Origin of the sequence: Streptomyces sp. NPDC051921 (assembly GCF_040680975.1) — a bacterium.
In the GTDB taxonomy this organism is placed as follows: Bacteria; Actinomycetota; Actinomycetes; order Streptomycetales; family Streptomycetaceae; genus Streptomyces.
In genome coordinates this window covers 183,474-205,084 of record NZ_JBFAXU010000012.1, presented here as the reverse complement: position 1 = coordinate 205,084, position 21,611 = coordinate 183,474, and the positions used below count along the sequence as shown (strand labels likewise).

At 70.1% G+C, this 21,611-nt stretch carries 20 protein-coding genes; 11 read left to right on the top strand and 9 right to left on the bottom strand.

What is annotated here, in order from left to right; translation table 11 throughout:
• The first annotated feature begins 45 nt into the window (after positions 1–45).
• The 6 genes from murJ to trxA all read left to right on the top strand — a co-directional run bounded on the left by murJ (position 46) and on the right by trxA (position 7,210).
• Entirely contained in the window at positions 46–2,259 is a 2,214-nt protein-coding gene (gene murJ, locus AB0M16_RS18280) for a murein biosynthesis integral membrane protein MurJ (RefSeq protein ID WP_365343964.1), read from the top strand.
• Between the two features lie 129 nt (positions 2,260–2,388).
• Positions 2,389–4,101 (top strand): serine/threonine protein kinase, encoded by a 1,713-nt coding sequence (locus AB0M16_RS18275; RefSeq protein WP_365343962.1) that lies wholly within the window; start codon positions 2,389–2,391, stop codon positions 4,099–4,101.
• 28 nt (positions 4,102–4,129) lie between these two features.
• Positions 4,130–4,834 carry an RNA polymerase sigma factor SigM gene (gene sigM / locus AB0M16_RS18270; RefSeq protein WP_365343961.1) on the top strand — a complete coding sequence of 235 codons (705 nt, stop codon included), beginning with the start codon at positions 4,130–4,132 and terminating at the stop codon, positions 4,832–4,834.
• Positions 4,831–5,733 (top strand): hypothetical protein, encoded by a 903-nt coding sequence (locus AB0M16_RS18265; RefSeq protein ID WP_365343959.1) that lies wholly within the window; start codon positions 4,831–4,833, stop codon positions 5,731–5,733. Before sigM ends, AB0M16_RS18265 begins: the two co-directional genes overlap by 4 nt.
• Before the next feature lie 127 nt (positions 5,734–5,860).
• Positions 5,861–6,826: a thioredoxin-disulfide reductase gene (gene trxB / locus AB0M16_RS18260; RefSeq protein ID WP_365343956.1), complete on the top strand. Its 966-nt coding sequence runs from the start codon at positions 5,861–5,863 to the stop codon at positions 6,824–6,826.
• 48 nt (positions 6,827–6,874) lie between these two features.
• The gene (gene trxA, locus AB0M16_RS18255) at positions 6,875–7,210 is read left to right on the top strand and encodes a thioredoxin (RefSeq protein ID WP_365343954.1); all 336 of its coding nucleotides are present in this window, start codon (positions 6,875–6,877) and stop codon (positions 7,208–7,210) included.
• Positions 7,211–7,291: 81 nt separating this feature from the next.
• Here the strand turns inward: trxA and AB0M16_RS18250 are convergent, their stop codons facing one another.
• The 9 genes from AB0M16_RS18250 to rpmH all read right to left on the bottom strand — a co-directional run bounded on the left by AB0M16_RS18250 (position 7,292) and on the right by rpmH (position 14,114).
• Complete coding sequence (locus tag AB0M16_RS18250) at positions 7,292–7,909, bottom strand: GNAT family N-acetyltransferase (protein WP_365343952.1); 618 nt, start codon at positions 7,907–7,909, stop codon at positions 7,292–7,294.
• 157 nt (positions 7,910–8,066) lie between these two features.
• Positions 8,067–9,200: a ParB/RepB/Spo0J family partition protein gene (locus AB0M16_RS18245; RefSeq protein WP_365343950.1), complete on the bottom strand. Its 1,134-nt coding sequence runs from the start codon at positions 9,198–9,200 to the stop codon at positions 8,067–8,069.
• Positions 9,197–10,285, bottom strand: coding sequence for an AAA family ATPase (locus AB0M16_RS18240; RefSeq protein ID WP_365344018.1), 1,089 nt, complete (start codon positions 10,283–10,285; stop codon positions 9,197–9,199). The genes AB0M16_RS18245 and AB0M16_RS18240 overlap by 4 nt, the downstream gene beginning before the upstream one ends.
• Positions 10,286–10,555: 270 nt before the next feature.
• Positions 10,556–11,272 carry a 16S rRNA (guanine(527)-N(7))-methyltransferase RsmG gene (gene rsmG, locus AB0M16_RS18235; protein WP_365343948.1) on the bottom strand — a complete coding sequence of 239 codons (717 nt, stop codon included), beginning with the start codon at positions 11,270–11,272 and terminating at the stop codon, positions 10,556–10,558.
• A gap of 117 nt (positions 11,273–11,389) precedes the next feature.
• Positions 11,390–11,899: a R3H domain-containing nucleic acid-binding protein gene (locus tag AB0M16_RS18230; protein WP_365343946.1), complete on the bottom strand. Its 510-nt coding sequence runs from the start codon at positions 11,897–11,899 to the stop codon at positions 11,390–11,392.
• Between the two features lie 29 nt (positions 11,900–11,928).
• Entirely contained in the window at positions 11,929–13,257 is a 1,329-nt protein-coding gene (yidC, locus tag AB0M16_RS18225) for a membrane protein insertase YidC (RefSeq protein ID WP_365343944.1), read from the bottom strand.
• Positions 13,258–13,260: 3 nt separating this feature from the next.
• Positions 13,261–13,587, bottom strand: coding sequence for a membrane protein insertion efficiency factor YidD (gene yidD, locus AB0M16_RS18220; RefSeq protein ID WP_352018112.1), 327 nt, complete (start codon positions 13,585–13,587; stop codon positions 13,261–13,263).
• Positions 13,584–13,955: a ribonuclease P protein component gene (rnpA, locus tag AB0M16_RS18215; RefSeq protein ID WP_365343942.1), complete on the bottom strand. Its 372-nt coding sequence runs from the start codon at positions 13,953–13,955 to the stop codon at positions 13,584–13,586. The genes yidD and rnpA overlap by 4 nt, the downstream gene beginning before the upstream one ends.
• Positions 13,956–13,976: 21 nt before the next feature.
• A complete protein-coding gene (gene rpmH / locus AB0M16_RS18210; protein WP_015659252.1) occupies positions 13,977–14,114 on the bottom strand; it encodes a 50S ribosomal protein L34 in 138 nt (45 codons plus the stop codon).
• Positions 14,115–14,493: 379 nt separating this feature from the next.
• Between rpmH and dnaA the strand changes: the two genes are divergently transcribed.
• The 5 genes from dnaA (at position 14,494) to AB0M16_RS18185 (ending at position 21,019) form a co-directional block, all read left to right on the top strand.
• Entirely contained in the window at positions 14,494–16,299 is a 1,806-nt protein-coding gene (gene dnaA, locus AB0M16_RS18205; RefSeq protein ID WP_365343940.1) for a chromosomal replication initiator protein DnaA, read from the top strand.
• A gap of 839 nt (positions 16,300–17,138) precedes the next feature.
• Positions 17,139–18,269 (top strand): DNA polymerase III subunit beta, encoded by a 1,131-nt coding sequence (gene dnaN, locus AB0M16_RS18200; RefSeq protein ID WP_030205035.1) that lies wholly within the window; start codon positions 17,139–17,141, stop codon positions 18,267–18,269.
• A gap of 112 nt (positions 18,270–18,381) precedes the next feature.
• Entirely contained in the window at positions 18,382–19,260 is an 879-nt protein-coding gene (gnd, locus tag AB0M16_RS18195) for a phosphogluconate dehydrogenase (NAD(+)-dependent, decarboxylating) (protein WP_365343938.1), read from the top strand.
• Positions 19,261–19,319: 59 nt separating this feature from the next.
• Entirely contained in the window at positions 19,320–20,441 is a 1,122-nt protein-coding gene (gene recF / locus AB0M16_RS18190) for a DNA replication/repair protein RecF (protein ID WP_365343936.1), read from the top strand.
• A gap of 14 nt (positions 20,442–20,455) precedes the next feature.
• Positions 20,456–21,019 carry a DciA family protein gene (locus AB0M16_RS18185; RefSeq protein WP_365343934.1) on the top strand — a complete coding sequence of 188 codons (564 nt, stop codon included), beginning with the start codon at positions 20,456–20,458 and terminating at the stop codon, positions 21,017–21,019.
• The last annotated feature ends 592 nt before the right edge of the window (positions 21,020–21,611 follow it).

The following is a 21,611-nucleotide window of genomic DNA, read 5'->3' as shown; positions in this document are numbered from 1 at the left end:
GCGATGTCGTGGCCGGTCGGCCGGGGACGATGAGGTGGGGTAACCATGAACGCGCCGTATGACGGTGACCGCGGCCAGGGCCCGGGCGGCAACCCGCCGTCCGGTGGCACGCCCGCGGCCCCGGCACCCGGCCCCGCGCCGGTGCCGCCGCATCAGCAGGCCGCCCCTGACCCGTACGCGCCGGATCCGCAGAACCCGTACGCCCAGGACCCGTACGTCCAGGACGCCTACGCCCACGACCCCTACCAGGCGCGGGACCTGTCCGCCCAGGACCCGGTGACCGAGGCGCTCTACGACCGCGCCGCGCACCCGCCACCCCCGCCCGGCACCTACGCGGAGCCGCAGCCGCTCTACCAGCAGCCCACCGTGCCCCCGCACGCCCCGGACCCCCGCGTCTGGGCCCAGACCCCCGCTCCCGAGCCCGACGGCCCCTCCCGCCACCTGCCGTACGGTGACGACGCCCGCACGGTCCAGTTCACCGGTGTCGACGACCTGGTGACCCACGCGGGGGAGGAGGAGCCGGAGCCCGACGCGTTCGCGCACCTCTACCGGGACCAGCAGGCGTCCGGCCAGGTGCCCCCGCCGTCCCCGGAGCCGAACCCCATGCCCGCGCCCGCCCCGAAGAAGGCCGGCCGTGCCTCCGGGCTGCTCAAGTCGAGCGCCGTGATGGCGGCCGGCACCCTCGTCTCCCGCCTCACCGGCTTCGTCCGGAGCCTCGTGATCACCGGCGCCCTCGGCGCCGCCCTGCTCGGTGACACCTTCACGGTCGCCTACACCCTGCCGACGATGATCTACATCCTCACCGTCGGCGGCGGCCTCAACTCGGTCTTCGTGCCGCAGCTGGTCCGCTCGATGAAGAACGACGAGGACGGCGGCGAGGCCTACGCCAACCGGCTGCTGACCCTCGTCATGGTCGCGCTCGGCGCGATCGTCGCCATCGCCGTCTTCGCGGCCCCGCTGCTGATCCGGCTGATGTCGAACACCATCGCCGACGACGCGGCCGCCAACAGCGTCGCCGTCACCTTCGCCCGCTACTGCCTGCCCACCATCTTCTTCATGGGTGTGCACGTGGTGATGGGTCAGATCCTCAACGCCCGCGGCAAGTTCGGCGCGATGATGTGGACCCCGGTCCTCAACAACATCGTCATGATCGCCACCTTCGGCCTGTTCATCTGGGTCTACGGCACCTCCGCCGAGTCGCGCATGGGCGTCACGACCATCCCCGACGAGGGCATCCGACTGCTCGGTATCGGCACCTTGCTCGGCCTGGCCGTCCAGGCCCTGGCGATGATCCCCTACCTGCGCGAGACCGGCTTCCGCTTCCGGCCCCGCTTCGACTGGAAGGGCCACGGTCTCGGCAAGACGGTCAAGCTGGCCAAGTGGACGGTGCTGTTCGTGCTCGCCAACCAGGCCGGTGTCCTGGTCGTCACCCAGCTCGCCACCGCGGCCGGTGAGGCCTCCGGCAAGGACGGCGCCGGCTTCCTCGCCTACTCCAACGCGCAGTTGATCTGGGGCATGCCGCAGGCCATCATCACCGTCTCCGTCATGGCCGCCCTGCTGCCGCGCATCTCCCGCGCCGCCTCCGACGACGACCCGGGCGCCGTCCGCGACGACATCTCGCAGGGCCTGCGCAACTCGGCCGTGGCGATCGTCCCCGTCGCGTTCACGTTCCTGGCGCTCGGCGTCCCGATGTGCACCCTGCTCTACGCCTCCAGCGGCGTCGAGGCCGCCCGGAGCATGGGCTTCATCCTGATGGCCTTCGGCCTCGGCCTGATCCCCTACTCCGTGCAGTACGTCGTCCTCCGCGGCTTCTACGCCTACGAGGACACCCGGACGCCCTTCTACAACACCGTCATCGTCGCGGCGGTCAACGCGGCCGCCTCCGCGGTCTGTTACGTGCTGCTGCCGGCCCAGTGGGCCGTCGTCGGCATGGCCGCCTCCTACGGTCTGGCCTACGCGGTCGGCGTCGGCGTCGCCTGGCGGCGCCTGCGCAACCGCCTCGGCGGCGACCTCGACGGCGGCCATGTGCTGCGCACCTACGCCCGCTTGTGCCTGGCCTCGCTGCCGGCCGCGATCGTCGCCGGTGGGGTGGGCTTCGCCCTCCTGAGGGTGCTCGGCGAGGGCGCCCTGGGCTCGCTCGTCGCCCTCGTCGTCGGCGGCGCGGTGCTGCTCGGAGTCTTCTTCGTCGCGGCCAAGCGGATGCGGATCGCGGAGCTCAACTCCATGGTCGGTATGGTCCGCGGGCGTCTGGGACGCTAGTCGGAACACCGGCGCGCGGGGTTCGCACAACCATCGCCTGCCGACGCGTGTCGTGCATAGCGCCGGACTGTGGGCACAATTGGCATGGCTGTTGGATGTGGCGCAACGGATGGGGAGGCAGGAACGACGGTGGCGGAACGTAGCACGGCTGCCGTCGACGTGGCCGACAACAGCGGTGACGACCCGCTGACCGCCAAGGCGGACACGGCCGCGACCGACGGGGTGGCGGAAGCGCAGAAGAAGGCGGCACCGGCCGCCGAGCCCACGGAGAACAAGGCGGTCGAACGACAGAACGGCGAACAACCCTCCATCACCGCACCGGAGCTGCACAGCGGCCACAAGCTGGCCAGACGGTACCGGCTGGAGGAGTGCGTCACCCGTCTGGACGGATTCAGCAGCTGGCGTGCCGTGGACGAGAAGCTGCGCCGGGCCGTCGGGGTGCACATCCTGCCGGCCGACCACGCGCGCGCCCGCTCCGTGCTCGCCGCCGCACGCTCCGCGGCGCTCCTCGGTGATCCCCGGTTCGTGCAGGTCCTGGACGCCGTCGAGGAGAACGACCTCGTCTACGTCGTGCACGAATGGCTGCCCGACTCCACCGAGCTGACCGCGCTGCTCGCGGCCGGCCCCATGGAGCCGCACGACGCGTACCAGCTCGTCAGCCAGGTCTCCCAGGCCATGGCCGCCGCCCACCGCGAGGGGCTCTCGCATCTCCGGCTCACACCGAGCGCGGTGCTGCGCAGCTCCACCGGTCAGTACCGCATTCGCGGACTCGCCGTGAACGCCGCCCTGCGCGGCATCAGCGCCGAGCGCCCGCAGCGCACGGACACCGAGGCGATCGGCGCCCTGCTCTACGCGGCGCTCACCCAGCGCTGGCCCTACGACAACGACGCCTACGGCCTCTCCGGCCTCCCGAAGGACGTCGGGCTGCTCCCGCCCGACCAGGTGCGCGCGGGAGTCCACCGCGGCCTCTCGGAGATCGCCATGCGTGCCCTGGCGAACGACGGTGCCACGGCCTCGCGCCAGGAACCGCCCTGCACCACCCCGGACGAACTGGCCAAGGCCGTCGCGGCGATGCCGCGCATCCGCCCGCCGGAGCCGGAGTTCCCGCTCCCCACGCCGCCCGAGTACCAGCGCACCACGTACCAGCAGGGCACGTACGGGCGCCCTCAGCCGCATCCCGCGGTGACCCAGCAGCTCGTGACCCCGCCGCCGCCGCTGCAGAGCCGTACGGGCAAGGCGCTGAAGTGGGCCGTCTCGGCTCTGCTCATCGCCGCCCTGGGCCTCGGTAGCTGGCAGATCGCCGACCGGCTCCTGCACCAGAACCAGTCGACCGAGACCCCGCCGACACAGCAGCTGCCGCCGGACGAGGACAACAAGGAGCCCGAGGCGAACGGGAAGCCGGTCGCGATCGAGGACGCGCGCGACTTCGACCCGCAGGGCTCCGACGGCGGCGAGAACCCGCGGGAGATAAAGAACGCCTACGACGGTGACCCGAGCACCGCGTGGACGACCAGCAGCTACAAGGGGTACTCGAAGTTCGGCAACCTGAAGGACGGGGTGGGCATCATCCTCGACCTCGGCAAGGTCCAGCAGGTCGCCAAGGTCGAGGTCACCTTCCACGGCTCGACGTCGGTCGAGCTGCGGGCGACCCCCGAGAACTTCTCGTCCCAGCCGAACGACCTGGGCGAGTTCACCAAGCAGGCCGCGAGTGCGGGACAGCAGGTGAGTCTCGTCCCCGGTAAGCCGGTGAAGACGCGCTACGTTCTCGTCTGGTTGACGGATCTGCCGGCGGGCGGAGACGGCTACCGGGGCGAGATCTCGGACATCAAGATCACCAGCTGACGCCACACCCGGGGGGAGGGGCTCACCGTTGGACGACGCCATCCGCGACAAGCGCAGTGACCAGGAACTGCTGGCCTGCCATGTGGCCGGCGACCCGGACGCCTTCGGTGAGCTCGTACGGCGCCACCGGGACCGGCTGTGGGCGGTGGCCCTGCGGACTCTGGGAGACCGCGAGGAGGCCGCTGACGCGGTCCAGGACGCCCTCGTGTCGGCGTTCCGGGCCGCCCACACCTTCCGGGGCCAGTCGGCCGTCACGACGTGGCTGCACCGCATCACGGTGAACGCCTGCCTCGACCGTGCCCGTAAGGCCGCCTCGCGCAGGACCTCGCCCGTGGACGACACCGCACGCTTCGAGCAGCTCCTCGAACCGCACGAGTCCGCCGAGGCCCCAGCCGAGCGCCAGGACCTCCACCGTCAGCTGCTGACCGCGCTCGCCACGCTCCCCGCGGAGCAGCGCGCGGCACTGGTCCTCGTCGACATGCAGGGATATCCGGTCGCCGAGGCCGCTCGTATCCTCGATGTCCCCACCGGAACCGTGAAGAGCCGCTGTGCGCGCGGGCGCGCCAGACTCCTCCCGCTGCTCACTCATCTGCGCGATGACACGGTGGGTAACGAAGGCCCCGACCGGGGAAGGAACCGGACGCCGGGGGCATCCGTCCCACCGGTGCCGGGACCGACGGATACCGGACCGAGTAATCCAGCTGCTGTGAAGGGCGGAGGTGGGCGCGCGTGACTTCCACGGCCGACACGACTCAGCACCCGGACGTCTCGGAGATCTCCGACCTCACCGAAGGGCTGCTCTCGCCGTCCCGGAGCACGGCCGTACGGCAGCACCTCGAAGCCTGTCCTCTCTGCGCGGACGTACGGACTTCCCTGGAAGAGATCCGGGGGCTGCTGGGCACCCTCCCGGGGCCGCCCCGGATGCCCGCCGAGATCGCCGGACGGATCGACGCGGCCCTCGCCGCCGAAGCACTTCTGAGCGCCACCGCGCCGGATGCCGACGCGCGTGTTTCACGTGAAACATCGCCCGACCGCCCGGCACCTTCTGTCGCGCCCGCGCCGGACCGGCCCGCCGGGCGCCCGGCCGCCGCGACGGGCCCGGGACGGCCCCGTCGGTCCCGCCGGCGGATCGCGGCCGTCGGCGCCGCCTTCGGAGCCGCAGCCCTGGGGCTCGGCCTGTTCCTCGTCCAGTCGGGCGGCCTGAACCTCGGTGGCGGCGAGAGCGGCGACACGAAGTCCGACGTCGCCGCCGCGAAGGCGGGTGCCCAGTTCGACGGCCGACCGGTCGACTCCACCGTGCAGGCTCTCCTGAGCCAGGACCACACCTTCCAGGTGCCCCAGGACGGGAGCAGCACCCCCGCGCCCCTCACCGCCGAGAGCGGCGGGGACGGGCGGGAACGGTCCTTGGGACCGGTCGTCCCGCCGTGCGTCAAAGCCGGCACCGGACGCACCGACACCGTGATCGCCTTCCAGCAGGGCGACTACCAGGGAACACCCGCCTATCTCCTCGTCCTTCCCGACACGAAGGACGGCACCCGGGTGCAGGCCTATGTGCTCGACGCCTCCTGCGCCTCCGGCGGAGGGAACGCCAAGGCCGAGGTCCTCCTCCAGGAGTCTGTCCCGCGCTCCTGACTCGCCACGCGGACGGCGGCGGTCTCGGGAATGCTTGCCCCGTAGGATCGGTTGGGTGGGGTGAGAGTGACCGATTCGATCGCCCCCCGTAGGCAGTAGGCAGTCTGCAGAGACGAGGAAGAAACCCGTGAGCGACGTCCGTAACGTGATCATCATCGGCTCCGGGCCCGCGGGTTACACCGCTGCGCTCTACACGGCCCGCGCGTCGCTGAAGCCGCTCGTTTTCGAGGGCGCCGTCACCGCCGGTGGCGCCCTGATGAACACGACCGAGGTGGAGAACTTCCCCGGCTTCCGTGACGGCATCATGGGCCCGGACCTCATGGACAACATGCGGGCCCAGGCCGAGCGCTTCGGGGCCGAGCTCGTGCCGGACGACGTCGTCGCCGTGGACCTCACGGGCGAGATCAAGACCGTCACGGACACCGCCGGCAACGTGTTCCGCGCCAAGGCCGTCATCGTCACGACCGGCTCGCAGCACCGCAAGCTCGGCCTGCCGAACGAGGACACCCTCTCCGGCCGCGGTGTCTCCTGGTGCGCCACCTGCGACGGCTTCTTCTTCCGGGACCAGGACATCGCCGTGGTCGGCGGCGGCGACACCGCGATGGAGGAGGCGACCTTCCTCTCGCGCTTCGCCAAGTCGGTCACCATCGTCCACCGCCGTGACTCGCTCCGCGCCTCCAAGGCGATGCAGGAGCGCGCCTTCGCCGACCCGAAGATCAAGTTCGCCTGGGACAGCGAGGTCGCCGAGATCCACGGCGAGCAGAAGCTCACGGGTCTGACCCTGCGCAACACCAAGACCGGCGAGACCAGCGAGCTCCCGGCGACCGGTCTCTTCATCGCCGTGGGCCACGACCCGCGGACCGAGCTCTTCAAGGGGCAGCTGGAGCTGGACGCGGAGGGCTACCTCAAGGTCGACGCTCCGTCCACGCGCACCAACCTCTCGGGTGTCTTCGGCGCCGGCGACGTCGTCGACCACACCTACCGCCAGGCGATCACCGCTGCCGGCACCGGCTGCTCCGCAGCGCTCGACGCCGAGCGCTTCCTGGCCGCCCTCTCCGACAGCGAGAAGCTCGCCGAGACCCCCGCGGTCTGACCCCTACGCCTTCCCCCACCCCACACCCCGCGAATCAAGGAGGCCGCCGTGGCCGGCGCCACTGTTACCGCTACTGACGCTGACTTCGAGGAGAAGGTCCTCAAGAGCGACAAGCCCGTTCTCGTGGACTTCTGGGCCGAGTGGTGCGGCCCGTGCCGCCAGATCGCCCCGTCGCTGGAGGCCATCGCCTCCGAGCACCCCGAGATCACCATCGTGAAGCTCAACATCGACGAGAACCCGGGCACGGCCGCGAAGTACGGCGTCATGTCCATCCCGACGCTGAACGTCTACCAGGGTGGCGAGGTCGTGAAGACGATCGTCGGCGCCAAGCCGAAGGCCGCGCTCCTGCGTGACCTGGAGGGCTTCGTCGAGGCCAAGGCCTGACACTCTCCCGCTGTTTCACGTGAAACAGCAGCGGCCCGCCCCCTTCCGAGGGGGCGGGCCGCTGTCGTCTGTCCGAAGGCCTCACAGGGGCCGCAGAACGGGCTCCTTCTGCACGGCACCCAGGAGCCGATCGAGAGCCAGCTCGACGTCCTCCTTCCACGAGAGCGTCGTCCTCAGCTCCAGCCGTAGACGCGGGAAGGTCGGATGGGGGCGTACGGTCTTGAAGCCCACCGCGAGCAGGTGCTCGGCGGGCAGCACGCAGGCCGGCTCCTTCCAGCGGGCGTCGCCGAAGGCCTCGATCGCCTTGAACCCCCGCCGCAGCAGATCCTTCGCCACCGTCTGCACCACGACCCGGCCCAACCCCTGCCCCTGGTAGCCCGGCATGATCCAGGCCGTCATCAGCTGCACCGCGTCCGCGGCGACCGGGCTGGTGGGGAAAGCGGTGGAGCGGGGCACGTACGCCGGAGGCGCGTACAGGACGAAGCCCACGGGCACCTCGTCGACGTAGACCACCCGGCCGCAGGATCCCCATTCGAGGAGCACGGCGGAGATCCATGCCTCCTTCTCCAACTCCGGGCGGCCGGCCTTCACGGCGGCCTCGCCGCTGACCGGATCGAGCTCCCAGAACACACAGGAACGACACCGCTTGGGGAGATCCGGAAGGTTGTCCAGCGTGAGCGGTACGAGCCGACGCCCCACGGCTGCTCCTCACTTCCCTCGGCCATCGCTGTACGAATTCGCCTCTCAGAATCGTAACGAGGGCTCGATCAGGGCGATACCGCGGACAGGCAAAGGGCGGAGCGCGTTCCGGTGAATGCCGGAAAACGCCCCGCCCGGGGGTCGAACGAGAGGGAACTCAGCCCTCGGAGCCCTGCCCGCCCTCGTCGGCGGCGGAGTCCTGGCCGCCCTGCTCGGCGTGCCCGTGGTCCATCACGCGTCCCTCACCGGGGGCCAGCGTCGAGAGGATCCGATCGAGGTCCTCCATCGAGGCGAACTCGACGGTGATCTTGCCCTTCTTCTGGCCCAGGTCGACCTTCACCCGCGTCTCGAAGCGGTCCGAGAGCCGGGTCGCGAGATCACGCAGGGCCGGGGAGACCCGTGCGCCCGCCCGCGGTCCCTTGGGCTTGACCGGAGACGAGGGCTCCGAGCCCATGAGGGTGACGATCTCTTCCACCGCGCGCACCGAGAGGCCCTCGGCGACGATCCGGTAGGCGAGCTTGTCCTGTGTCTCCGGGTCATCCACGGAGAGCAGGGCGCGAGCGTGACCCGCCGAGAGAACACCAGCGGCGACCCGGCGCTGCACGGGCGGCGAGAGGCGCAGCAGACGCAGCGTGTTGGAGACCTGCGGACGCGAACGTCCGATGCGGTCGGCCAGCTGGTCGTGGGTGCAGTTGAAGTCCTTGAGGAGCTGGTCGTAGGCAGCGGCCTCTTCCAGCGGGTTCAGCTGGGCCCGGTGCAGGTTCTCCAGGAGGGCGTCGAGCAGCAGCTTCTCGTCCTCGGTGGCCCGAACGATCGCCGGAATCCGCTCCAGGCCGGCTTCACGGCAAGCCCGCCAGCGGCGCTCGCCCATGATGAGCTCGTAGCGCTCCGGGGCCAGCTGGCGCACGACGACCGGCTGGAGCAGACCGACCTCCTTGATGGAGGTGATCAGCTCGGCCAGGGCGTCCTCGTCGAACACCTCACGCGGCTGGCGCGGGTTGGGCGTGATGGAGTCCAGCGGCAGCTCGGCGAAGTGCGCACCGGCGGGCGACTCCGGAAGCGGCTCCGGCTCAATGACCGGTACCACGGAATCCGGGGACTGCGGGCTGGACGGCAGGGTCGCCAGCTTCGCGGCGGCCACCCCCCGGTCCGCGGCGAACGCCGATGCGGCCCCGGGAGAGCTCGGGGCGGGGGCGGACCCCACGCCGACCGCCGGCACCTGTCGCTCCTGGGGAGCAGCGGGGATCAGCGCACCGAGCCCACGCCCCAGCCCCCTACGTCGCTCGCTCACTGGATCCCCTCCGACATTCGCTGGCTGTTCTGGTGACCCATGTGCGGGTGGATCCCGTGGGCCTGAGTGGCGTCATAGCTGAGATCGACACCACGCAGGGCGATCTCACGCGCCGCCTCAAGATACGACAGGGCACCGCTGGAGCCCGGGTCGTAGGTGAGGACGGTCTGCCCGTAGCTCGGTGCCTCCGAGATGCGCACGGAGCGCGGGATGCTGGTCCTCAGGACCTCCTCGCCGAAGTGGCTTCGCACCTCGTCGGCGACCTGCGAGGCGAGCCTCGTGCGGCCGTCGTACATGGTGAGGAGGATCGTCGAGACGTGCAGCGTGGGATTGAGGTGCCCGCGTACCAGGTCGACGTTCCGCAGGAGCTGACCGAGGCCTTCCAGCGCGTAGTACTCGCACTGGATGGGGATCAGCACCTCGGCTCCCGCCACCATGGCGTTGACCGTCAGCAGGCCGAGCGAGGGCGGGCAGTCGATCAGGATGTAGTCGAGCGGCTGCTCGTAGGCCTGGATCGCCCGCTGAAGCCGGCTCTCGCGTGCCACCAGCGACACCAGCTCGATCTCCGCACCGGCGAGATCGATCGTGGCGGGAGCGCAGAAGAGACCTTCGACGTCCCGGACGGGCTGGACGACCTCGGCGAGCGGCTTGCTCTCGACCAGCACGTCGTAGATCGAAGGGACCTCGGCGTGATGGTCGATGCCCAGCGCCGTGGAGGCGTTGCCCTGCGGGTCGAGGTCGATGACCAGGACGCGGGCGCCGTGCAGGGCGAGAGAGGCAGCCAGATTGACCGTCGTGGTCGTCTTGCCCACGCCGCCCTTCTGGTTGGCGACCACCATCACACGGGTCTGGGCAGGCCGAGGGAGTCCCTCACCGGCACGCCCCAGAGCCTCCACGGCCAGCTGGGCGGCACGGCCGATGGGGGTGTCGTCCATCGGAGGCGGTGTTTCACGTGAAACATCCGCCCCTACCGATTCGGTTCGGGGACCGGGGACCGGATCGGTCATCGGTCCCGCGATGTTGGCGTCGGACCGCAAGGATTCACTCTCCTCGGCTTCAGGCTCGCGATGGATAGAGCCTGCCATGCCTTCGGGCTCGTGAACCAGCGAGGCCCGTGGTTCTGTGGATGAATCCACCTCTGTGGACAACCCTTTAACCCTCACGGGGGGTTTCGTCGGGGTCTTGCGGTCCCAGGGCGTGGCGGCCGCGCGGCCGCGGCTGATGATCCCCTGCAGCAGTGAGCGACGTTTCACGTGAAACACGATGCACGCGCTGCAGGGCCGCGGCTGCTCGACACTCCGAAATCTGTACGTATCGCAGCTTGTACGGATCAGCGGGTACGGATCGGCTGGGATTCAGCGGCGACGGCGGGGCCGACTGGTGCGGGCCGCCTTGGCGCGCTTGGCGGCGAACCTCACACCACCCGGGCTCTCCCCGCACTCGACCCGGACCACCGTGGTCATCGGGTCGACGATCCCCTCGCCCACATGCAGCACGGAGGCCTCCACCACGCCGAGCTTCGAGAGCGCAGCGCGGGCACCGTCGATCTCCTCCTCCGCGGTGTCACCCTTCAGCGCGAGCATCTCACCGTAGGGACGGAGCAAAGGAACGCCCCAGCCGGCCAGGCGGTCGAGCGGTGCCACGGCCCGAGCGGTCACGACGTGCACCGGCGGGAGCTTGCCCAGCATCTCCTCGGCACGACCGCGCACCACGGTCACATGATCGAGGCCGAGCAGCTCCACGACCTCCTGGAGGAAGTTCGTCCGGCGGAGCAACGGCTCCAGCAGGGTGATCTTCAGATCCCGGCGCACCAGGGCCAGCGGGATACCCGGCAGTCCGGCACCGGAGCCGACGTCGCACACCGTGACGCCCTCGGGAACCACCTCGGAGAGAACGGCACAGTTCAGCAGGTGCCGCTCCCACAGCCGGGGGACCTCACGCGGGCCGATGAGACCTCGCTTCACCCCGGCGTCCGCCAGAAGCTCCGCGTACCGGACCGCCTCCGGAAAGTACTCGCCGAATACTGTCCGCGCCTGCTCCGGCGCCTGGGGAAGCTCCGCTGCCTCCGTCACGGGGAACCGTCCTTCCGTACCGTACGCGTTCCGTGCGAGCGCACGGACCGGCTGACTATCAGGCTGACAAAGTTCGGCCCCGCCTGCGAACAGACGGGGCCGACATGCCGAGAGGGCTCAAGCAGGGAGCACGACGACGAAGCGCTGCGGCTCCTCGCCCTCGGACTCGCTGCGCAGACCGGCGGCGGCGACCGCGTCGTGCACGACCTTGCGCTCGAACGGCGTCATCGGGTCCAGCTTGACCGGCTCGCCGGAGGCCTTGACCTCGTCCGCGGCCTTGGCACCCAGCTCGGCGAGCTCGGACCGCTTCTTGGCACGGAAGCCCGCGATGTCGAGCATCAGACGGCTGCGGTCACCGGTCTCCCGGTGCACGGCGAGCCGCGTCAGCTCCTGAAGTGCCTCCAGCACCTCTCCGTCGCGGCCCACGAGCTTCTGCAGGTCACGGCTGCTGGCGTCGCTGATGATCGAGACCGAGGCCCGGTCCGCCTCGACGTCCATGTCGATGTCACCGTCGAGGTCGGCGATGTCGAGCAGGCCCTCGAGGTAGTCGGCCGCGATCTCACCCTCCTGCTCCAGGCGGGTCAGGGTGTCGCCACCCTCGGCGGCGGAGGTGGTGCCTTCCGTCACGGATGGACTCCTTCTTGCTTCGTGGAGGCTTACTTCTTGGAGGAGGGGTGCTTGGGCCGCTGCTGGCCCTTGCGCTGGCCGGACTTGCCCTGGCGAGAGCCGCCGGAGTTCGCTCGGCTCGGCCGCGCCGGCTGCTCGTCCGTGCCCTGGGCACCGGCCTTGGCGCCCTTCGCCGGAGACTGCGGCTTCTTCTCCAGCGAGGGAGCCGCCTTCGCCTCGGCCGTGTCGGCCTTGTCCTCGGACTTCTCGTCCGAGGCCTGGGCGTCAGCGGCCTGCTGGCCGCCCGCCGCCTGGCGCTGGGCCTTGGTCTGTCGCTTGGGCTGCTGGCGGCGGGTGGTGGCGCCGCCCTCCGCCTCGGCGGCCACGGCGGCGCCCTTGATCACGGTGCCGTCGGCCTGGGCCGTGAAGCCCGCCTTGGACAGGCCCACGAAGAAGCGGCGCTCGTTCTCGTTGCGGTCGGCGCCCTTGGCGACGATGGCCTTGACGATGTTCTTCCGGCGGCGGCCGCGAACCTCACCGTGGTGGCTGACGTTCTTGAGCAGGCGCTGCAGGTAGGCGTCCTGGGCCTTGCTGCCCGGGGTCGGGTTCTGGTTGATCACGTACATCTGCTGGCCCATGGTCCACACGTTGGTGGTCAGCCAGTAGACGAGAACACCGACGGGGAAGTTGATGCCCATGCCGGCGAAGATCAGCGGGAAGATGTACATCAGCATCTTCTGCTGCTGCATGTACGGGGTCTTCACCGAGAGGTCGACGTTCTTCATCATCAGCTGGCGCTGGGTGAAGAACTGCGAGGCCGACATCAGGACGATCATGACCGCGGTGACGATGCGCACGTCGGTGATGGAGGCACCGAGGGCCTCGACCTTCTCCGCGCTGTCCGTGAACTTGGCGGCCAGCGGCGCGCCGAAGATGTGGGCCTGACGGGCGCTGTCGAGCAGCGACTGGTTGATGACGCCGATCGTCTTGCCCTCGGCGATGTGCGAGAGCACCGAGTACAGGGCGAAGAAGAACGGCGACTGCGCCAGGATGGGAAGGCACGAGGAGAGCGGGTTGGTGCCCGTCTCCTTGTACAGCTTCATCATCTCTTCGGACTGACGCTGCTTGTCGCTCTTGTAGCGCTCCTGGATCGCCTTCATCTTCGGCTGGAGCGCCTGCATGTTCCGCGTCGACTTGATCTGCTTGACGAAGAGCGGAATCAGACAGATGCGGATCAGCACCACGAGGGACACGATCGACAGGCCCCAGGCCCAGCCCGTGTCAGGACCGAAGATCGCCCCGTACAACTTGTGGAACTGGACGATCACCCATGAGACAGGTGTGGTGATGAAGCTGAAAAAATTGGCAATCGTGTCCACTAATCAGGCTCCTTGAGCATTGGGCGAGGTCTCTGCGGCCGGGCTCGTCTCGGCGGGGGACCCGCCCTTGTCTCCGCGCAGGGCGTTGCGCAGCATCTCGTGCCAGCGCGGTCGCTTGCGCGGGGGAACATGGTCCACGCCGCCGGGCGACCAGGGGTTGCACCGCAGGATGCGCCAGGCGGTCAGGGCAGTGCCCTTGATCGCGCCATGCCGGTCGATGGCCGTGAATCCGTAGTGGGAACACGACGGGTAGTACCGGCAGACGGGACCCAGGAGCGGGCTGATCGTCCACTGGTACAGCTTGATGAGAGCCAGCAGCGGGTACTTCATCGCGCGCCCCCTCCCAGCAACCGCTGGAGAGCGGCATCCAGGTCTCGGGCCAGGTGTGCGTGGTCGGCGTCACCGGCTCCGGGCAACGCCCGTACGACCACCAGGCTACCGGGGGGCAGCTCGGTGAGCCGATCGCGCATGAGATGGCGCAGACGACGCTTCACCTGGTTGCGGACGACCGCGCCGCCTACGGCCTTGCTCACGACGAAACCCGCACGCGTCGGGGGAGCGCTCTCCCCAGGCGCGTGCGGGTCCGTGGCACCGCTTCGTAGATGGACGACGAGGAGCGGGCGTCCGGCCCGGCGTCCTCTGCGTACCGCGGTCGCGAAGTCCTCGCGCCGCCTCAGCCGATTCTCGGTAGGCAGCACGTCATGACCTGTTTAGACAGATCAGGCGGACAGGCTCGCGCGACCCTTGGCACGGCGGTTCGCCAGGATGGCGCGGCCGGCACGGGTACGCATGCGCAGGCGGAAGCCGTGGGTCTTGGCGCGACGACGGTTGTTCGGCTGGAAGGTGCGCTTGCTCACTCGGGGGCTCCAGAAATGATTCGTTGGTGGCGGGACATCGCCTGGCTGTCACCGTGCGCCCACGAGTAGCTCGCATACGCCCGAGTGCACCGCTTCGCGATCACATATGGTGATCTTCGCCCATCGGAGGCAGGCGGCAGCAGCCATCGACAACTCGACCTGGTTACGGTACGCGCGGCTACGCCATCCGGTCAAACCGACCGGTCGTGGGGCCCCTCTGTGCACAGGCTGTGGACAACAACTTGAACCACGTCAGCCGCCCCGACTACCGTGGCTGGACTCCGCAATCTTTTCCGTTCTGTCCTTACCTGTCCTTACGGACTTCGACCCACCGTCCCGAGAACCACACATTCGTGGGACCTGCGAGGAAGCGTGCCCCGTGGCTGACGTACCTGCCGATCTTGCCGCAGTGTGGCCGCGCGTGCTGGAACAGCTCCTCGGCGAAGGCCAGGGCATCGAGCCCAAGGACAAGCAGTGGATCGAGCGCTGCCAGCCGCTCGCACTGGTGGCCGACACGGCGCTGCTCGCCGTCCCCAACGAATACGGCAAGCAGGTCCTCGAGGGCCGCCTCGCCCCGCTGATCAGCGAGGCGCTCAGCCGCGCCTGCGGCCGGCCGATCCGGATCGCGATCACCGTCGACGACTCCGTCGGCGAGCCGGCGCCGTCCGCGCCGCCGGCCCGGCAGCAGCCCCAGCCGCAGCAGCCGCGCTACGACGAGCGCCCGCCGACGGAGCCCTACGGCTCGTACGAGAAGTACGAGAAGTACGACGACTACGGGCGGCCGATGCCGGACGACGGTCTGCCGACCGCCCGGCCCGCCTACCCCGGCGAGTACCAGCAGCAACGCCACGAGCCCGGCTCCTGGCCGCGCGCCCAGGAGGACCTGTCCTGGCAGCAGCAGCGGCTCGGGGGCTTCCAGGAGCGCGATCCTTACGCGACGGCGCGGCCGCAGTCCCCGCAGCCGCGCTACGACGAGCGCCCCCCGTACGAGCAGCCGCAGCGCCCCGAGCGCGGAGAGGTGCCCGAGCCGCAGGGCCCCCGGCCCGGCGGTCCGGGCCCCGGCGGGATGGGCGCGGGCACCGCGGGCGGCGGCCCGGGCATGGGCGGCTCCTCGTCCGGTCAGGGCGCCGGGGCCGGAGCGCCCGGCGAGCAGCACGCGCGGCTGAATCCCAAGTACCTCTTCGACACGTTCGTCATCGGGTCCTCGAACCGCTTCGCGCACGCGGCGGCGGTCGCCGTGGCCGAGGCCCCGGCGAAGGCGTACAACCCCCTCTTCATCTACGGGGAGTCGGGGCTCGGCAAGACCCATCTGCTCCACGCGATCGGGCACTACGCGCGCAGCCTCTACCCGGGCACCCGGGTGCGGTACGTGAGCTCGGAGGAGTTCACCAACGAGTTCATCAACTCGATCCGCGACGGCAAGGGCGACGCGTTCCGCAAGCGCTACCGGGACGTGGACATCCTGCTGGTCGACGACATCCAGTTCCTCGCGAGCAAGGAGTCGACGCAGGAGGAGTTCTTCCACACCTTCAACACGCTCCACAACGCGAACAAGCAGATCGTGCTCTCCTCGGACCGGCCGCCCAAGCAGCTGGTGACCCTGGAGGACCGGCTGCGCAACCGCTTCGAGTGGGGTCTCACCACCGATGTGCAGCCGCCGGAGCTGGAGACGCGCATCGCGATCCTGCGCAAGAAGGCGGTGCAGGAGCAGCTGAACGCCCCGCCGGAGGTGCTGGAGTTCATCGCCTCCCGGATCTCGCGGAACATCCGTGAGCTGGAGGGCGCGCTGATCCGTGTGACCGCGTTCGCGAGCCTCAACCGGCAGCCGGTGGACCTCGGGCTCACCGAGATCGTCCTCAAGGACCTGATCCCGGGCGGCGAGGACTCCGCTCCGGAGATCACGGCCGGCGCCATCATGGCGGCGACGGCCGACTACTTCGGTCTCACGGTGGAGGACCTGTGCGGCTCCTCGCGCAGCCGCGTCCTGGTGACGGCCCGGCAGATCGCCATGTACCTGTGCCGTGAGCTCACGGACCTGTCGCTGCCGAAGATCGGCGCGCAGTTCGGCGGCCGCGACCACACGACGGTCATGCACGCGGACCGCAAGATCCGCGCGCTGATGGCCGAGCGGCGCTCCATCTACAACCAGGTCACCGAGCTGACCAACCGCATCAAGAACGGCTGAGCGGGCCGTCACGGCCCCTCGCAGGGCTCTGAAGGGCGCTCCGGGACACCTCCCGGGGCGCCCTTCGGCGTTCCCGGGCGGGCCGGGGAGAGCGGTGGACGGCCGGGGACGCGGACCCTGGTGTTCGATTACGCCGTTCCGGTGGCGGGTTCTCCACAGATTGCGGGATGATCTCCCGTCCACAGGGTGGGGACCGTCGAGTTATCCGGATTGCGTCCACAGGCAGCCCTGGTGACAACCCATCACTCCAGGTCAGAGGGCTGTGGAATTGTTGGCAAACGATCTCCACAGGCTGTGGATGAAAGATCCGTCCACAGGGGCCGCGAGCGGTTGTCCACTGCCCGCCCACAGGGGGCGAGCGGTTGCCCACAGCTTCTCCACACCGCTGTCCACTGTTCGGCAACGAAACACCCGGGCTCACTGGGGCGAGTGAAAGCGGTCACACCAAGGGAGACGTTTGGGCTGTGGGGAACCTGGGGAAAGCTGGGGACAGCACTGGGGAGAACTCCCCATGCCCTGTGAATCGGGTGTGCAGAACTTTCGTGTGTCCACAGAACACCCCGGTTGTCCACTGGTGCCACCCACAGGGGCAGTGGACAAAAAACTGGGCCTGACCTGCGCCAATGGCGTTATCCACGGTTTCCACAGGCCCTACTACTACTCCCACTCATAGTTAGCCCGGAATCCGCTTCGAAGTGGGGCCTGTGCACAACTTGAGCCCGGAGCCTCGGCGACCTCTTGTCGCGACTTGACCCCGAGCCGCACCGAGTGTCGGTGGCGTACGTCAGACTGGATCCCGCAGTCGACGAAGAGCCAGCAACAAGCAGGAGGCGGTTCCGGTGAAGATCCGGGTGGAGCGCGATGTACTCGCGGAGGCGGTGGCGTGGGTGGCCCGCAGCCTTCCGGCCCGTCCGCCGGCGCCCGTACTCGCGGGCCTTCTGCTGAAGGCCGAGGACGGTGCGCTGAGCTTCTCCAGCTTCGACTACGAGGTCTCGGCGCGGGTCTCCGTCGAGGCGGAGGTCGAGGAGGACGGCACCGTCCTCGTCTCCGGCCGCCTGCTCGCCGACATCTGCCGCGCCCTCCCCAACCGCCCGGTGGAGATCTCCACAGACGGTGTACGGGCGACGGTGGTCTGCGGCTCCTCCCGCTTCACCCTCCACACCCTGCCTGTGGAGGAGTACCCGGCGCTGCCGGAGATGCCCACCGCGACCGGCACCGTCCCCGGCGAGGTCTTCGCCTCCGCCGCCGCCCAGGTGGCCATCGCCGCCGGCCGTGACGACACGCTGCCCGTCCTCACCGGTGTGCGCATCGAGATCGAGGGCGACACGGTCACCCTGGCCTCCACCGACCGCTACCGCTTCGCCGTCCGCGAGTTCCTGTGGAAGCCGGAGTCCCCGGACGCCTCCGCCGTCGCCCTGGTGCCGGCGAAGACCCTCCTGGACACCGCGAAGGCGCTGACCAGCGGTGACACGGTCACCCTCGCGCTCTCCGGCTCCGGCAAGGGCGAGGGGCTGATCGGTTTCGAGGGCGCGGGCCGCCGCACCACCACCCGTCTGCTCGAAGGCGACCTGCCGAAGTACCGGACGCTGTTCCCCACCGAGTTCAACTCGGTCGCGGTGATCGAGACCGCCCCCTTCGTCGAGGCCGTCAAGCGTGTGGCCCTGGTGGCCGAGCGCAACACCCCGGTCCGGCTCAGCTTCGAGCAGGGCGTGCTCATCCTGGAGGCCGGCTCCAGCGACGACGCACAGGCTGTGGAGCGTGTGGACGCGCAGCTGGAGGGCGACGACATCTCGATCGCCTTCAACCCGACCTTCCTCCTGGACGGCCTGAGCGCGATCGACTCGCCGGTCGCCCAGCTCTCCTTCACGACCTCCACGAAGCCCGCGCTCCTGAGCGGCAAGCCGGCGGTCGACGCGGAGGCGGACGAGGCCTACAAGTACCTGATCATGCCGGTCCGGCTGAGCGGCTGACATCGGGGACGAGGGCCGTCGACTGAGCGGCTGACCCCACAGGTGTGCACCGGGGTCCGGGCGTAGGCTCGGACCCGGGTACGAACCGCACACGACGCTTAAGGAATCTCTGATGGAGCTCGGTCTCGTCGGTCTCGGCAAGATGGGCGGCAACATGCGCGAGCGCATTCGCCGCGCCGGCCACACCGTCATCGGATACGACCGCAACCCGGACCTCGCCGATGTCCACAGCCTCGAAGAGCTTGTGGGCAAGCTCAAGGGTCCGCGCGTCGTGTGGGTCATGGTCCCCGCCGGTGCGGCCACCCAGTCGACCATCGACGAGCTGGCCGGCCTGCTCTCCCCCGGCGACATCGTCGTGGACGGCGGGAACTCCCGCTGGACCGACGACGAGAAGCACGCCGAGGAGCTCGCCGCCAAGGGCATCGGGTTCGTCGACTGCGGCGTCTCCGGCGGTGTCTGGGGCCTGGAGAACGGCTACGCGCTGATGTACGGCGGCGACGCCGAGCACGTGGCCCGCGTCCAGCCGATCTTCGACGCGCTGAAGCCCGAGGGCGAGTTCGGTTCGGTCCACGCGGGCAAGGTCGGCGCCGGCCACTTCGCGAAGATGGTCCACAACGGCATCGAGTACGCGATGATGCAGGCCTACGCCGAGGGCTGGGAGCTCCTGGAGAAGGTCGACTCCGTCACCGACGTGCGCGAGGTCTTCCGCTCCTGGCAGGAGGGCACCGTCATCCGCTCGTGGCTGCTCGACCTCGCGGTCAACGCCCTCGACGAGGACGAGCACCTGGACCAGCTGCGCGGCTACGCGTCGGACTCCGGCGAGGGCCGGTGGACCGTCGAGGCCGCCATCGACAACGCCGTACCGCTGCCCGCGATCACCGCGTCGCTGTTCGCGCGGTTCGCCTCGCGTCAGGACGACTCGCCGCAGATGAAGATGATCGCCGCGCTGCGCAACCAGTTCGGCGGCCACGCGGTCGAGACGAAGAAGTAATCCACAGGCTGTGCACCCCGCGGTGCACAGCCGCCGGGGGAAGAAGGTCGGCGCCCACCATGCACGTCACGCATCTGTCGCTGGCCGACTTCCGCTCGTACGCCCGGGTCGAGGTCCCGCTCGACCCGGGCGTCACCGCGTTCGTGGGCGCGAACGGACAGGGCAAGACCAATCTCGTCGAGGCCGTCGGCTATCTCGCCACCCTCGGCAGTCACCGCGTCGCCTCCGACGCCCCGCTGGTGCGCATGGGCGCGGAGCGGGCGATCATCCGCGCCGCCGTCACCCAGGGCGAGCGCTCCCAGCTGGTCGAGCTCGAGCTCAACCCGGGCCGCGCCAACCGCGCCCGTATCAACAGGTCCTCTCAGGTCAGGCCCCGTGACGTACTCGGCATCATCCGCACGGTGCTGTTCGCGCCGGAGGATCTGGCGCTGATCAAGGGCGACCCCGGTGAGCGCCGGCGCTTCCTCGACGAGCTCATCACGGCGCGCGCGCCGCGCATGGCGGGCGTGCGGTCCGACTACGAGCGGGTGCTCAAGCAGCGCAACACGCTCCTGAAGTCCGCCGCCATGGCCCGGCGGCACGGCGGCCGCTCCATGGACATGTCCACCCTGGACGTCTGGGACCAGCACCTGGCCCGGGCCGGCGCCGAGCTGCTCGCCCAGCGGCTCGACCTCATCGGCATGCTCCAGCCGCTCGCCGACAAGGCGTACGAGCAGCTGGCGCCCGGCGGTGGGCCGGTCCAGCTGGAGTACAAGCCCTCCGCGCCGGGCTCCGGGCACACCCGCGAGGAGCTGTACGGGCAGCTGATCGCCGCGCTCGCCGACGTACGCAAGCAGGAGATCGAGCGGGGCGTCACGCTCGTCGGGCCGCACCGCGACGACCTGCTGCTCAAGCTCGGCGACCTGCCGGCCAAGGGGTACGCGAGCCACGGCGAGTCCTGGTCGTACGCGCTGGCGCTCCGCCTGGCCTCGTACGACCTGCTGCGTGCCGAGGGCAACGAGCCGGTGCTCGTCCTCGACGACGTCTTCGCCGAGCTCGACGCGCGCCGGCGCGAGCGGCTCGCGGAACTGGTGGCGCCCGGCGAGCAGGTGCTGGTCACGGCGGCGGTCGACGACGACGTGCCGGGCGTGCTCACGGGCACCCGGTACGAGGTGTCCGGCGGCGCGGTGGAACGGGTCTGAAAGGCGGGACGGCGATGAACGGCGAAACTTCCCCACAGCCTGTGGACAAACCGGCGGCCGCCGCGGCCCCCGAGCCCTCGGGTGTGGATCTCGCCCGGGTCGCGCTGCGCGCCGCCAAGGAGCAGGCGCGGGCACGGGGCGCGGCGGCGCAGCAGAAGAAGCAGGCCCGGCGCGGTGGCGGCCTGCGCTCCGGCGCGCGCGCCGACGGGCGCGACCCGATGGCGCTCGGCGCCGCGATCAACCGGCTCATCACCGAGCGGGGCTGGGAGACGCCGGCGGCGGTCGGCGGGGTCATGGGCCGGTGGCCGCAGATCGTGGGCGAGGACCTGGCGAAGCACTGCGTGCCGCTGAAGTACGACGAGGACCCCGAGGAGCGGGTGCTCACCGTGCAGTGCGACTCGACGGCCTGGGCCACGCAGCTGCGCCTGCTGGCGCCGCGGCTCGTCGCGCGGCTGAACGAGGACCTCGGGCACGGGACCGTGCGGATGATCAAGGTGCTCGGGCCCGGCGGTCCCCGCCGCGGTTACGGGCCGCTGCGGGCGCCCGGGTCGACCGGGCCCGGGGACACCTACGGCTGAGCCGAGCCGGCCCGGGACACCTACGCACGGGTCGACCGGCTCGGGCGGGCGCCTGTAGCCGAGCCGAGGCGCCCGGGGACCCCCACGCCCGGGTCGAGCGGGCGCCTGTAGCCGAGCCGAGACGCCCGGGGACCCCCACGCCCGGGTCGACCGGAGGCCCGTAGCCGAGCCGAGACGCCCGGGGACACCCACACCCGGGTCGACCGGGCTCGGGAAGCACGGCTAGCTGTCCCCGAGCCGGCCCGGGGACACCCACGGCTGGGCCGAGCCGGCCCGGGAAGACCTACGGCTGAGCCGGGCGCGCGCACGGCCGTGGCGCAGCGCGGAAGCGCGGTTCCCGCTGTGGGTGGTTTGGGTCCGTCCGTCCTGCTCTCGGCGGGACGAATGCCCATGAATCACGCTCCCCCCTTCCGGTCGCCACTGCGCGCTACGACCCGAAGCGCTAGGTGGCCGTCAGAGGCCTCTGGAGCCCCTTCCCGGATATGGGGAGTCGTCTCGATGCCGTTGAGGGCGGCACATGAGCATTCAGGTACCGGCAAACCCCCATGAGTGTCAGTGGTACCGGTAGACTGGAAGACAATCCCGCCACCCT

Bases quoted from the DNA above. Each gene is read 5' to 3' on its own strand.
- murJ (WP_365343964.1), top strand. From the start codon at position 46: ATGAACGCGCCGTATGACGGTGACCGCGGCCAGGGCCCGGGCGGCAAC.
- yidD (WP_352018112.1), bottom strand. From the start codon at position 13,587: ATGAAGTACCCGCTGCTGGCTCTCATCAAGCTGTACCAGTGGACGATC.
- AB0M16_RS18240 (WP_365344018.1), bottom strand. From the start codon at position 10,285: ATGGCAGGCTCTATCCATCGCGAGCCTGAAGCCGAGGAGAGTGAATCC.
- AB0M16_RS18185 (WP_365343934.1), top strand. From the start codon at position 20,456: ATGAACGGCGAAACTTCCCCACAGCCTGTGGACAAACCGGCGGCCGCC.
- recF (WP_365343936.1), top strand. From the start codon at position 19,320: ATGCACGTCACGCATCTGTCGCTGGCCGACTTCCGCTCGTACGCCCGG.
- gnd (WP_365343938.1), top strand. From the start codon at position 18,382: ATGGAGCTCGGTCTCGTCGGTCTCGGCAAGATGGGCGGCAACATGCGC.